Origin of the sequence: Candidatus Aquicultor sp., from assembly GCA_036504445.1 — a bacterium.
Lineage (GTDB): Bacteria > Actinomycetota > Aquicultoria > Aquicultorales > Aquicultoraceae > DASXVE01.
This window is the reverse complement of sequence record DASXVE010000024.1, coordinates 85,503-99,478: the sequence shown is the minus strand read 5'-3', so window position 1 is coordinate 99,478 and position 13,976 is coordinate 85,503. Positions and strand designations below refer to the sequence as shown.

The window sequence follows — 13,976 nt, the reverse complement described above, 5'->3', positions numbered from 1 at the left end:
TGTCTTACATACCAGGAGGCTCGATATGCCGGATATTCGCTATGTATGCTTATCAGATATGCACTTAGGTGAGGAATCAAGCCTGCTTACCAACTTGCAGCCGGGAAGTCTCGAGCCCGATCTCAGTCAAGCCAGCACGGTACTCGAGCGGCTTACGGGCTGTTTGCGGCACCTGATTGAAGGCAACCGGGGCCCCAAAAAACCAACGCTTATTTTATGCGGCGATACGCTTGAATTTGCCCTCGCACTGGATAACCAGGCGGCCATGGCGTTTGAGCGCTTTATCGAGCTTACCATGCATACCGGCGAGCCGCTGTTTGAAAGCATCATCTATATCCCCGGCAACCACGATCATCATTTATGGGAATTGGCTCGCGAAACGCAATATCTCAACTTTATTCAGCGCAAAGCACCTGGTGAATATCTACCGGTCCCATGGCATTCGACCAAGCTCTTTATTGAGAACGAACCCTATGTTCCCGTGCGGTTTCTCACGGGTCTCGTGCAACGGCACGAGCACTTTAAAGATTACGTTGTTGCGGCAGCCTATCCGAATCTAGGGCTTATTACCGAAGATAAGCGCAAATGTATTGTTTTCCACCACGGGCATTTTATCGAGTCCATGTATATGCTGATGAGCACGCTAAAAACAATACTGTTTCCAGAGCATGTCATCCCGGACAACGTCCGCGATCTTGAGGCTGAGAATTACGCTTGGATCGATTTCTTCTGGTCGACGATGGGGCGCTCGGGCGAAGCGGGAACTGATATCGAGGTCATTTACCATCGCATGCAAGACCCGGATGCGTTTAAGCGGTTGCTTAAAACCCTTGCTTCGAGCGTAGCGAAGAAAATCGGCTTCCCGGGTGTATTTGACCTAGTCGAGACAGAGCTCTTGCACCAGCTTCTCTGCATACTGGCCGACGTTGCGTTTGCGCTTGAACGCAACAAGGATATCGGTTATCTGAGCGCAGATGCGGAAAACGGGCTCAAGAGGTATGTGGGCGGTCCGGTAAAGAACCAGCTCTTAAGCGAATGCGGCGGTACGCTCCCCTCCGATATCACATTTGTCTTTGGGCATACGCATAAGGCTTACCACGAGGATATGCCTATTCCCGGGTTCGCGAACAACATACACCTGTGCAATACCGGCGGTTGGGTATTCGAGCAGCCCGTTCTCCGTCCGGTTATCGGTGGAGCAGTTGCTTTGCTGGATGAAAACCTTGATACCGTGCTGCTTCGCATGTATAACGAAGAAATTACAAACGGCGTGTGCTCTCTCGAGCTTTTCGATGTCAATGCAGGCTCGGCGCAACCGTCACTTCTTCATCAACATCTTGCCGGCCTCATCAATTCGGACGATAGTTTATGGGGCGGTTTTAGTGAAACCGTAGCGAACGACCTCAAAATGCGCTCGCAACTGCTGGCTGCACAACAATCGCAAGACCTACTAACGGACACGGTCAGCTAAGTTAAACCAACCAACGACTCTCAACCGAACTGCTAGAATTCTGCCTTTGAACGGTCGCATAGCGGGTCATATCTTACACTATACTTTTGCAGCGCCTACGCACGTATTTTGCTATAGGTACCATTCAGGTACCATTCGCGAGGTCCCGGCAAATACATGTTTAAATAACCGCAGCTTATTTTGGGCATATATGTATTAATGCAATCTAATCCATATGTTTGTTTACGTGCGCCACATCGATGCACTCAGTAAACCGACGAGTTTAGACGGTAAAAGGAGGAAAAACTATGGAAATGCAGCCGAAACTATCTATTGTGTTGATATCCCCGCAGTTGGAACGAATGCAGGCAGGGACAATGATGGGCGCGATCGCCGCTACCTCTGGCATGCAGGTCAATTTCTTTGTTACTATGGGTGCAATGGAAATGCTTCTTAAGAAGACGGTTGAGGGCAAGAACTTCCCCATTGAATCGGATGTGGGAAAAGCCTTAATGGAGAAAAGCTCTGATCTGTATTACAAGCTTCTAGAAGATGCAAAAGAAATCGGAGATGCTAAAGTTTATGCATGTGCGCTCGCCGTTGACCTTATGGGTTGGGCTAAAGACGAAATGCTCGACGTCATTGATGATATAGTCGGGGTTAGCGAATTCTTCGGTATATCTGAAGGCGGCATGATCTTAACGATTTAGTGAGAGGAGGATGCGATATGGCAGATAAAGTGGTAGACGCACGTGGTTCGTACTGCCCCGGACCGCTTATGGAACTTATTAAAACCATCAGGAAAGCGGATATGGGTACAACCATAGAGGTTTTGTCATCCGATTCAGGATCGGCTCGGGATATTCCTGAATGGGCGAAGAAGACCGGTCAGGAGCTCGTATACAACGAGAAAGCCCAGGACGGCGAGTACTGGAAGATCGCCGTTAAAAAGGTAAAGTAGGAGGGAAGCCGGTTGGCTAAAAATATAGTAATTGTTGGCGGTGGTTCGGGCGGAACGATTGTCGCCAACCATCTTGCCGGTGAACTAAAGCAACAGATCAGCCGCGGTGATACTAAGGTGACGCTGGTAACCGATACCCCTAACCATGTGTATCAGCCTTCGTTCCTCTACATAACCATCAATCAAGTCCGGCTTGAGGACTACACAAGGTCGGAAAAGAGTTTATTAAAACCAGGGGTAGAGCTACTCATCGATCCGGCTGTCAAGATCGATACAGCGGGGCATACCGTTGCTACGGCGGGCGGGAAAACCTTGCCCTACGATATCCTGGTAATAGCCACCGGCTCGTACCTGGACCCAACAACAATACCGGGGCTCGCCGAAGCCGCAGATGTTTTCTATACGGCGGAGGGCGCCGAGAAGTTGCGCGATAAGATCGTGAATTTCGCCGGCGGTACCATTCTAATGACTGTAGACGTGCCGCATAAATGTCCGGCGGCGCCGCTCGAACTCATCTTTATACTCGATGATTTCTATAGGCATATGGGTATTCGCGATAAGGTCAACCTGATCTACACCTATCCGATCGGCAGATTGCATTCTCTTGAGCCGGTCGCAAATTTTGCGGCGCCCGAGTTCGAGAAGCGCGGCATTAATTCGGAAACGTTCTTTAACGTTGAGTCGGTTGACCCGCAAAAGAAAGTCGTTACCAGCTTAGAGGGCAGCGAAGTACCGTTTGATGTTCTCATTTCCATTCCGGCGCACCGGGGAGCACACGTTGTGCACGATTCAGGGTTGGGGGATGAGGACGGGTTCATCCCGACGAATCGTTACACCCTTAAAGCCGACGGATACGATGATATTTACGTTATCGGCGATGCCACCGCGCTGCCGATCTCTAAAGCGGGCTCGACCGCGCATTACCAGGCCGATGTGGTGACGGCGAACATAATATCGCAGATCAACGGGCTGCCGCCATCCCGGTTTTATGATGGCAAGGTAGCTTGCTTTGTTGAGATGGGCCTCGATAAGGCAACGTTCATCTCGTTCGACTATAACAATCCGCCGGTTCCATTGCCGGTCAGCGAGATGATACATTGGTTTAAGCTTTCATTTAACGAAATATACTGGCTCTCTCAGCGGGGCCTTCTATAGGGGGCATGCATGTCTGACGACAAAACGGCATCTGGGCCGCAGGATGAAGCAAAGGCTCAAGCACGTAACTACATAGAGGAAACAAGAGCCCATACACCTAAACAACTCGAGGACGCAAACGCATTGTTGGTAGCCGCCCTTGATTCACTGACACCGGCTATTGTCCAGCGTCTGGCTGCAACAACAGCGCAGCTCGGCGAGCTGGTCGATACTGTTAATACCGACGAGACGAGAAGCTTGGTAGCCGGGGTGGCGCAGACTGCCGAAAGTCTCGAGCGTTCTCTGGACATTATTAAGCAGTTGGAAGAAAGCGGTACGCTGGAAACACTTGCCGAGCTTGGCAGCCTGGCCAACGCTGTGCGCCAGTCTATAACATCCCCTCTGGTATCGCGACCTTTATCCGCCGGGGTCTCGCTTGCGCTTACCGGCGGCCAATTTCTTGATGCCGCGCAGGAGGCTGCCAGCGAAGCACGCCGAGATACGCGCCGGATAACCATCTTCGGCCTCCTAGGCGAGTTGAGGGACCCGCAAATACAGGACAGCTTGAAGTTTATCCTTGCGCTGGCGCGGCGCCTTCCAGGCATTTTAAATACCGAGCAAACGTAAGATATAACTATTTAGTAACTTTTAACGCCTTTTCCATAACCTACCGATCACCCATATAAAGGGACGTTAGGAATTGATCATCCTTGTTCATCACGCGTAACCAAAAGCCAGATATAACCATTAGCTAAATAATTATCTAAATACCACCCAGGGTACTTGCCAAGCGAATGGATTTAGCAGTATAGTAGATATTGGTAAGTACGTAAACGATAGTATAATGGTAAAATATGGTAATAGTAGTAATTTCTGGTATCTTTATCGCACGAGACAGCATTAGACATAGCAATAAAATCCAGCAGCGCATCTTTACACCGCACCGTTCACTCAGTACCAGAGAATAAAATCCATATACGTATGGATTCGTCCGGCTTATAAGGAAAAGGGCTTGGCATTATGACAAAGGCATGCGAGCACGGCCTAAGGATTGCTATACGGCATCTGCGAAAAACCGGGCCTACCTTTAGACTGTCGACAAAGAGCCGGTCCACCCTAGCTTTCCCCACCCTTCAAATCATCCGAGATGAAATAATTGTCTACTCTATGGCTTATAGATGGCAGAACGATAAAGGCGTTAACGGCAACCATAATCACGTATTGTTGCCAGGGAATATGGTCATTACAGCAAACACTTGATTCACCGAAAGGCGATGGGGGGGCCATGAAAAAATTTAGTAGGGCAGCAGTTATTCTTCTGTTATTAGTTTGTGCGCTTGCATGCACAGGCTTAGTTCCGACGATTGCATTAGGGGTTGGTAACTTCAATGTGATCGGCCAACCGGTTATGCCGTCCGGCGGTATCGTCTCGTTGGCTACTGCTCCGAGCGGCATGATTTATGGTGCTACTGCAAACGGGCACCTGTTTAGCTATAATCCTGCTTCCGGGGTGCAACAGGACCTTGGTTCGCCGTATCCGTATTGGCCTGCGTGGATATCGACATTGATTATGTCGAGCGATGGCAAGGTATACGGTGGCAACACGATGGGGCGTGTCTTCTCCTATGACCCGAATACCACCCAATTTCATGATTACGGTAATCCGCTGCAGGGAACAGTCGATTACTCTGTGAGCAGATTGCTGGCCGCATCCGACGGGTACATTTACGGAGGAACCGCCGCTGCGCAGAACTCAACGCATGCAGCCCACCTCTTCCGGCTTAGCCAATCAGGGTTTCAGGATTTAGGCCGGGCGTCTATACCCGATGATTATATCTGCTATATGTTTGAGCACGGGGGAAAGATTTATGCGACAACTTCAATCACACCGATTGAAACCCCAAACGGCAATAACGGCCATGTTATATATTTCGACACCAATAACCTGCTGGGCGGCGTACAAGATGCGGGACGTGCTCCCATCACCGGCGCCTTTGGTATAGGGGGAATTCTCAGACCAAGCGGTATAGTTGCCGGAGGCGCACCTACCCCCAGCTCAACTTCCGGCCAGTTCTACGGAACGTATTGGACCTACAACCCGGTCTCCGGGCAATTTCCCACACCGGTTCCTACGAATCTGCCAACAATGCAGTTTTACAGTTTGCCGGCTTTAGCGGTCGATAGCACGGATCGTTTGTTCGCTGGACTAGGCTTCACGTCTGGGGTCAATTTGCTAGGCGGGGTTATCCAGGTAAATGATTCAGATCCTGCCAACCCGTATATGTGGGGTCAACCCGTGCCCGGGGAAACGCAAGTTCCGGCATTAACCACCGGGTCGAATGGCTACATCTACGGCGGAACATATCCAAGCGGATACTTGTTCTGGTTTGACCCATCGCAACCCCCCGCCCCCACGGTCCCCACGCTCAACGGACCGGCGACGAGCACTAATGGCTCAGTGTTACTGTATGGAACCACGACCCCAAGTACGACTGTCGAGGTCTATGACCAGGCTAATAACCTCATGTGCACGGTAACAAGTGACCCTTTAGGCTCATGGCATAGTTCTGCATTGTTGACCGTTCAACTCCAACAAACGGTTTATACCTTGTCTGCACGTGCTATACTAAACGGCTCGGCAAGCGGATTTTCAACCCCGATTTCGGTAACCGTTGGTACGTTCGTGCCACAAGTAAGTCCCCCTACCGCAAGCGATGGGTTTAATAATTCAGGTACGAATGCAAATACGGGCGTTGGCTCGATTACAAGCTACAGCGCAAGAACTATCACCATAGACGTGCCGATATCAAATACAAACAATATATCTTTGGCAACCGTTCTGATAAACGGCGTCTCAACGAATCTGTCTTACCTGCTTCAAGACCCCGATGGCGACGGTGTTTATAGCTGCACGGTTCCGGCGGGGGCTCTACCTCTTGGGCCCGGCAGCTATAGAGTTACCGTTTCTCTCACCGATAGTATAGCCGGCAGCTTCTCGCAGCAGGTCATGACAATAACGTTGATCGACCCGAGCGGTTACGTATACGATACGACGGATGGACATAGGGTGGAAGGAGCGCAAGTCACCCTGCATCAATTCAATTTTGCCGCCGGCGTCTATGAAGTGATGGATCCGGTTGCCAAAGCGGATTATATGGATCCGGATACCAATCCTCAAACAACCGATTCTCAGGGGAGCTATGGTTGGCTTGTGGCGCCCGGCAAATATAAGGTTTTAGTTGAGAGGGCCGGGTATAGCAGTGTCTGGAGTCGGGAAGTAGTCATCACCGACGTTGCGGTAACCGACCTTAATGTTGGCCTTACGCCGGCTGCTCTGCCAACGGCTACAATTGCAACCAGTCCTGCAGCCCCGAACGGTAATAACGGATGGTTTAAAACGCTACCGGCTATTACGCTCAGCAGCAATCAACCGGGCGTGATGTATTATGAGTGGGATTCAACGTCACCCGCCAGTGCAATAGCATATAGTGCCGGCTTCACTGCATCGGAGGGTATACACACACTCTATTGCTGGTCGGCGGATACCCATGGAAATCTTGGTCCCACCGTGCAGCAGCAATTTAAAGTCGATTCCCAAGTGCCCGGTGCGCCAAGTATCACAGCGCCTGCCAACGGCGCAACGCTCAACACACGAAGCGTGCATGTAACAGGAAATGCCGAGGCTAATACAACCGTTCGTATCTACGACGGGTCAACCGAGGTAGGCGCAACACAAGCGTTAGGCGATGGCAATTTTGCCGTAACCGTAACCTTAGCCTCCGGCTCCCATAATCTTTCAGCAAAAGCTCAGGATGAGGCAGGCAACTTGAGCCCGGCATCCTCATCTGTGGCGGTTACAATCGAGCAGCAGGCAGGCGGGGGCACGTATAAGATATTGTTCTTTGCCGGCAATAAGGCTTCCCTTGCACCGAGCGAGCAGGCTTTTATGCAAAGGTACTCAAAGAATTATGGCGGTTATTACGACGTCGCATTAAAAGATATTAGTGATGTTAGCGCCAGCCAAGGTACACCGTGGGATTGTACGGCCGGCGATATGGTCGCGCTATCCCGGGAGGGCATGAACGCCCTTAATTTAGATATGTCGGGGGGCAATGACCAAAAGATAACAAACCTTATCGACGGATTGTATGCGCGCAAGAAACCGCTCCTTGAGTGGAAGGCCGGGTACTGGCTTCTTTACTATTGGGGCTTGGGAATGACGTTGCTCGATCCAGGGGTTGGGGGTTTAACCTGGCCGGATGTAAACCTTGCCGCCTATAACCCCGGGACCGACATTTACGTTCAAGATTCTTCAAGCCCAATAATGTCGGGGTTCTCCACAGGTCAGGTGGTTAAGATAGTCAACACATCGGGCAATCTCGGTGCGCAAGTCGATTGGTCTAGCGGCTCGAATGTGTTGTGCCAGATCGCGGATGCAAAGCAGCTAGCTTACCTGAATGATAAAGGTTCACAATATACCTCGATCCTTTCATATCCGCCAGGGTCAAGGCCTGATGATGGCATTGTGACGAGCCCGCCGACCATCCCGGATGGTGGTTCAAGCACATTTTACGGCAGACCCACTGAGGCCTGGATTGTGCATATGAGCCTCAATAATCTGAATGACCTCACACTGCCCGGTTGGCGTATTATGGATAACGCCATTGCGTTCCTAGCGTCACAATCACCACCTCCTAGCGGTGACATCCAAGCACCGAGCAAGCCGGCTAATGTTCATGCGCTGCCGATTGGTAGCTCGGAAATCGACCTGTCGTGGAGCGCATCAACCGATAACGTCGGGGTAACGGGATATAGCGTCTACAACGCGGCAACCGACGAGAAGATAGCCGATGTAACTACTGCTTCGTATGCACACTTGAGTCTTGCACCCGACTCACCGCATACCTATTACATCAGAGCCTATGATGCGGTCGGCAATCTCTCGGAAAAGAGCGACATAGTTGCGGCGCATACATACCAAGGCTCAGTCACGACACCGGTTGGTCATAACATTAACCTTGACTTTGGCAACAACGCATCTATTACGTTTGCAGACATCACGATGGCGGGTATGACATCGGTAGGGGTGCTATCCAATGCTCCGTCGGGGCCACCGTTCGGCTTTCTGTTTGCCGGTCGCTACATCGATATTGCAACCACCGCTTCATACCTGGGCGATATTACGGTTACAGTACCGTATCAGCCGGAACTCGTACAGGGACATGAAGATGAGTTACATCTATTCCATTGGGATGGTCTCAGTTGGCAGGATGTAACCGTGTCCATTGATAAAGTAAACCATGTCGTAATCGGTAGGACGCCATCGCTTTCACCATTTGCAATAGGATATCCGCAACCAGCGGCAGTCAGCAGTGGTGTAGCGTTTGGCATGAACACAAACATGCTGCTCCTATCCGCGATTGCTCTCGTTATCGGTGGTTTATCGATAACGAGAGCAAGAAGGGCAACATAATCGCTAACAAGCATAGCGAATATAAGCGCGAATGGTTAATGCGAGTTCGATAACCAATATGAACGATGTGAATGCTCGCGGGATTGGTCTTGAAGAGGCCAATCCCGCGAGCCGTGATGGTGCAGACGACGGCAATGTCACGGGACAACCTATATATCACAACTCTCGCCGGTCGTTCCCCTACCGCTCACACCAACAACTTTCACGTGTTAAACTTGCTTTTTAAGCGCATTCGTAGTACATTTCTTTGCTTAGAGCGTATATGCATGTGAGGAGGCAGAATATTGAAAGGTCCGATTAGCCAGTTTATCGAGCATCACTACCGTCATTTTAATGCGGCAACCCTACTCGATGCTTCGAGAGCATATGTTGACCACCTGAATAATGGTGGAAAAATGATGGTAACTTTGGCAGGTGCGATGAGCACAGCCGAACTCGGGTTATCGCTTGCAGAAATGATACGGCAGGACAAGGTGCATATTATTACGTGCACCGGTGCGAATCTCGAAGAGGATGTCTACAACCTGGTCGCGCACAATTTCTATGAGCGTGTGCCGCAGTATCGCGATCTTACCCCGAAAGACGAGCTGTCGCTCTTAAACCGGCATCTCAACCGCGTGACCGATACCTGCATCCCTGAAGAAGAAGCAATGCGCCGCATCGAGAGCGCCATGGTCGACCTATGGCACGAAACCGCTGCCGCCGGCAAGCGGATGTTTCCTCATGAGTTTTTTTATGAACTTTTACGCAGGGGTACGCTTAAAGAATATTATCAAATTGACACCAAAGATAGCTGGCTCTACGCCGCGATGGAGAAAAACCTGCCAATCGTGGTCCCGGGCTGGGAAGATTCGACGCTCGGCAACATGTTTGCCGCGCACATTATCGAAGGTGAACTCGATAATGTCCATCTTGTGCGAACCGGTATCGAATATATGATCGAGCTTGCGAAATGGTATAGCGAAACATCGAAAGATGCTTCAATCGGCTTTTATCAAATCGGCGGCGGCATTGCCGGCGATTTTCCGATTTGCGTCGTGCCGATGTTGCATCAAGATCTGAAGAGACCCGACACACCGGTATGGGGCTATTTCTGCCAGATCAGTGACTCCACTACAAGCTATGGATCGTACTCAGGGGCGGTGCCGAACGAGAAGATTACCTGGGGTAAACTCGGCGTCGATACCCCGAAGTTTATCGTTGAATCGGATGCTACGATTGTCGCCCCGCTCATGTTCGCCTATATTCTCGGGTGGTAAAGTAGTATGGGCCATCAGCCAAAGGACACGAGCGATTTTGTAGGATATCAACTTGTAGAATTCGGGCAGCCGATTCGGCGATCCCTCCAAGAAGTTGCCGACCGCTTGATGCCTAATGAGAACGAGATCGTTACCGAGTGGATTCAGCTGCAGTTTAGTACCTGGCAACCGCCGGGGTTTACACGCGAGCAGTTGCAAGGCCTCTTTGGCGATTTGCTTCACGGTATGCTCGTTTGCATGAAAGCGTTAGAGCTTGAGACATGTATCAATTACCTCGAGCAGCTAGGTGCGGATATGGCACGCCGCAATTTCCCGTACCAGGCGCTTATTATCAGCTTTCATTTTCTCGAAGAGAGCTATAACTCGTTCCTGTTCAATCCGCCTTCAGAGAACACGCTTCGCTGGATGATTGCTATGGATGAGTTTCTTCACGCAGCGCTGGCTGCAATTGCGACTTCATACTTTGAAGCGCAACGCAAGGAACTCTTAGAAGAGGCCGAGGTGGGGCGCATCGTCCAGGAGGGTTTGCTGCCGGACATCCCTAAGACGGTCTTCGATATCGACGTCGCCTCGATTTACTTGCCCTCTGGAGAGCGGGCTCGAATCGGCGGCGATCTCATCGATCTCTTCACCATTGACGACCAACGCGCAGCGTTCATCCTCGGCGATATCTCAGGGCACGGTCTTGAGGCCGCAACGGATGCGGTCCTAATTCGTTCGTTGTTCAGGGGGTTTATCCGCGAAAACGCCGCCCTTGCCGACGTCTTTGGCCGGCTTAACCGTGTGCTTGCTCATGAGTTTGATGACGGCCGGTTTGCCACCGCAATTGCGGGTTTGGTCAGCGCACTCGATGAAGTTACTCTGGTCAATGCGGGACACCCACCGGTTGTATTTTGTAAAGGTGCGTGCACGCTTCTTGAACCGGGTGGTATCGTTCTAGCTGTCGGTCCGGAATCGACATATTCGGTGCACGAGATTACCTTACCGAAAGGGGCTTTACTTGTAGCCTACACCGACGGTTTGACTGAGGCGCGCAGCGAAGACGGATCGTTTTTCGGTGAAGAAAGATTGGTCGCCGCTATTGAAGAGGTTCGAGATGCGCCTGCCCGCGCAATCGCCGGTCATTTACGCGACGAAGCTCTGCGCTTTGCAAACGGAAAGCTCATCGACGATACCGCTATCTTGGTCTTAAAGCGCCGATAGCAGGCAATCCGCATCCGTACTCCCCTGTTTGCGAAGATTATTGAAAGTTGAGGGATAGTCGTGGCAATAAATATTAAAACAATCATCGTTTCAGGAATCGAAATTATAGTAGTACTTGCGCTGCTCTACCCTATTCTTATCGAACCCTGGCATCTTAGCTGGGGGGCGATCAAAGAAGAGCAAAAGATGGATTTACCCGGTGATGATTTATCGCCAGACCCAAATATTAGATCTACCCGTGCGATTACGATCAATGCGCCCGTAGAAGACGTGTGGCCGTGGCTTGTGCAAATAGGGCAAGGCCGTGGCGGTCTCTATAGCTACGATTGGCTGGAAAACATTGCGGGCTGCGATATGCGCAGCGCAGATCGTATTCACCCCGAATGGCAGGATACTAAACCGGGCGACTTTGTCAGGTTCGGCAAGCCGGACTCGAATTATCCGAAGGTTCCCGTCTACGCAGTCGAGCCGAACAAGGTACTTATTCTCGGCGGCATTACTGATGCCAAAACGGGCCGCGACCTTAAACCGGGTGAGCCGAAGCCGGAGCAATACTACGGCAGCACCTGGGTATTTTACCTCAAGAAAATCGATGACACCCACACACGGCTTATCGCTCGCAGCCTGTATTCCTACAGCCCGGGTATAGGTAATACTATTATGTGGCGGGTTATTACCGAGCCACTGCACTTTATCATGGAGCGCAAGATGCTCTTCGGCATTAAAGAGCGTGCCGAAAGCATGCAGCACTCGAGCACCGCGCAACGCTAGCGATTAATAGCGTTAGAATTGACATAAGTCATGTATATCGCGCTACCCTCGCCGTATAATATAAGCGTGATCAATACGATCATGCTTATATACATTGAAATTCTATGTAATTCTAACGCACGTGCTGCGCGCAGGGATAAAGGAGAGCGTTATGCCGTCAGCAAAATGCCCCGGTTCGGATATGCGCAATATAACCGCAGGTATATATATGTGTCAAAACTGTGGTGTAGAGGTCGAAATATTCTCGGATGAGATGAGGCGCCGCTGCCCTAACTGCAAAGAGTATGTTGAAAAGAAAGAGACGCCTTCGTGCATACAGTGGTGTAAATCCGCGAAATCATGTCTTGGTGAAGAGCGGTGGAAGAACGTCATGGAGGCGCTAGGGAAGAGCACCGAGGAGTAGAAATTCTCCGGTAAGCCACTCGGCAGCCACGTGGACGGCGAGGTCGAGATCTGCCGGGTCGGTGAAATAGTGGTCTGCCGAGCCTTCGATGAAGAGGGTCGCGTGGTAATCTGCCGCGCGAGCCCGGGGGCATCGGGAAACTCACTGTCGATATTTGCCGCAACCAGGGCGTTTGTTGCCGGGTGCTCTTCGAGGTTTATATAAAGACAGCTCAAACAGCCTGAGTCAACGCCATAGAGGGCAAAATGATCGCCGGTCGTTCCATCATGGCGACGGATAAACGAAATCGCATGTTTTAGGTCATCAATTTGCTGCGTGATAGTCGATTCATCTTGCGTGCCCTCGCTCCATAGCCGGTAAAGGTAAATCGAAGGCTTGCGATGCCCGCCTCTGCCAGCAGTTTAACTAACCTATCGTTGCTATAACCCTCCAGGCTACCGCTAGCCCCATGCGCAAAAACGACAACCGGCACCAGTGACTTCGATGCCGGAATGTTCAGTACACCCACTAACCGGTACCCGCATGAATTCTCGAAGACTACGTTTTCGCTCATCGCACCTTTATTAACATTTCAGTCCCAGCATAAACAGCACAACTTTTTTATTTTTTTCTCTTGAGTCGCTCCAACATAGACCGATACATCTTCATAAGAGCCAAGCTTATATGCTTACAAGTGCGATGATATTTATAACTTGGGAGGCAACATGGCACGAGCAGAAAAAATAAACACCGCACAAGCCGCACATATAGAGAAGGAAAAGGGGTATGTCAGGGTGTCTGGGATTGCATCAGTTGCAAGAGCGTACTTTAAGGAAACGCATGAGTCTATAGAGAACACCGAGATCGACAGCAAAGGCCTTTATGTCTTTGAGAAGCTTACCAGGCAGGCGTTTACCGAAGCCATGCAAGATGATGCCGTTCTCGGCATTAACGGCGGGTTCGTATCATACATCGACGGCTTAAACGATGTTCTCGATACCACGACCGTTATGGACTGGCGCCCCGAAGCGTCCGCCGAACGCATGAGCGATTTCATGCTGAGTTTCTATAACATGTATAGCTACCAGTGGAAACGGCACGGTCGCGCGGCAAGGAAGACGCTTATCGTGTTTTTAGATATCATGCACGAATGTCTGGATTTCGCATATCTAAAGCTCAATAAGAAATTTCATTCATTGCCGGAAGAAGTCAAAAACATTATCAATAAAACGTTTTTTCTAGCGAATGGTGTGATAGATGAATGGTATCAAAACGAACAGCTGGAGATTCCGGCAGTATAGCCTGGTGTGCAAGTTTTGCGCGTTTCTCTACATGGGTAAACT

At 50.6% G+C, this 13,976-nt stretch carries 13 protein-coding genes; 12 read left to right on the top strand and 1 reads right to left on the bottom strand.

The genetic code is table 11. The features are described from left to right. Positions 1–25 precede the first annotated feature (25 nt). The 11 genes from VGK02_06570 to VGK02_06520 all read left to right on the top strand — a co-directional run bounded on the left by VGK02_06570 (position 26) and on the right by VGK02_06520 (position 12,858). A complete protein-coding gene (locus VGK02_06570) occupies positions 26–1,471 on the top strand; it encodes a metallophosphoesterase (GenBank protein HEY3374708.1) in 1,446 nt (481 codons plus the stop codon). A gap of 287 nt (positions 1,472–1,758) precedes the next feature. Further along, positions 1,759–2,160 (top strand): DsrE/DsrF/DrsH-like family protein, encoded by a 402-nt coding sequence (locus VGK02_06565; protein ID HEY3374707.1) that lies wholly within the window; start codon positions 1,759–1,761, stop codon positions 2,158–2,160. Positions 2,161–2,177: 17 nt separating this feature from the next. Further along, positions 2,178–2,411, top strand: coding sequence for a sulfurtransferase TusA family protein (locus VGK02_06560; GenBank protein HEY3374706.1), 234 nt, complete (start codon positions 2,178–2,180; stop codon positions 2,409–2,411). A gap of 12 nt (positions 2,412–2,423) precedes the next feature. Then, the gene (locus VGK02_06555) at positions 2,424–3,566 is read left to right on the top strand and encodes an FAD/NAD(P)-binding oxidoreductase (protein ID HEY3374705.1); all 1,143 of its coding nucleotides are present in this window, start codon (positions 2,424–2,426) and stop codon (positions 3,564–3,566) included. A gap of 9 nt (positions 3,567–3,575) precedes the next feature. Further along, positions 3,576–4,172 carry a DUF1641 domain-containing protein gene (locus tag VGK02_06550; protein ID HEY3374704.1) on the top strand — a complete coding sequence of 199 codons (597 nt, stop codon included), beginning with the start codon at positions 3,576–3,578 and terminating at the stop codon, positions 4,170–4,172. Positions 4,173–4,830: 658 nt separating this feature from the next. Then, on the top strand, positions 4,831–9,018 hold the full coding sequence (locus VGK02_06545) for an Ig-like domain-containing protein (protein HEY3374703.1): 4,188 nt from the start codon (positions 4,831–4,833) through the stop codon (positions 9,016–9,018). A gap of 284 nt (positions 9,019–9,302) precedes the next feature. Then, positions 9,303–10,277, top strand: coding sequence for a deoxyhypusine synthase family protein (locus VGK02_06540; GenBank protein HEY3374702.1), 975 nt, complete (start codon positions 9,303–9,305; stop codon positions 10,275–10,277). 6 nt (positions 10,278–10,283) lie between these two features. Further along, positions 10,284–11,480, top strand: coding sequence for a PP2C family protein-serine/threonine phosphatase (locus VGK02_06535; protein ID HEY3374701.1), 1,197 nt, complete (start codon positions 10,284–10,286; stop codon positions 11,478–11,480). 60 nt (positions 11,481–11,540) lie between these two features. Continuing rightward, complete coding sequence (locus VGK02_06530; protein HEY3374700.1) at positions 11,541–12,251, top strand: hypothetical protein; 711 nt, start codon at positions 11,541–11,543, stop codon at positions 12,249–12,251. A 151-nt stretch (positions 12,252–12,402) separates the two neighbouring features. Then, positions 12,403–12,654 (top strand): hypothetical protein, encoded by a 252-nt coding sequence (locus VGK02_06525; protein ID HEY3374699.1) that lies wholly within the window; start codon positions 12,403–12,405, stop codon positions 12,652–12,654. Positions 12,655–12,684: 30 nt separating this feature from the next. Further along, entirely contained in the window at positions 12,685–12,858 is a 174-nt protein-coding gene (locus tag VGK02_06520; GenBank protein ID HEY3374698.1) for a hypothetical protein, read from the top strand. Positions 12,859–12,949: 91 nt separating this feature from the next. Here the strand turns inward: VGK02_06520 and VGK02_06515 are convergent, their stop codons facing one another. Then, positions 12,950–13,207 (bottom strand): hypothetical protein, encoded by a 258-nt coding sequence (locus tag VGK02_06515; protein HEY3374697.1) that lies wholly within the window; start codon positions 13,205–13,207, stop codon positions 12,950–12,952. A 151-nt stretch (positions 13,208–13,358) separates the two neighbouring features. On the opposite strand from VGK02_06515, the gene VGK02_06510 reads away from it, so the two are divergent. After that, positions 13,359–13,934 (top strand): hypothetical protein, encoded by a 576-nt coding sequence (locus tag VGK02_06510; GenBank protein HEY3374696.1) that lies wholly within the window; start codon positions 13,359–13,361, stop codon positions 13,932–13,934. The last annotated feature ends 42 nt before the right edge of the window (positions 13,935–13,976 follow it).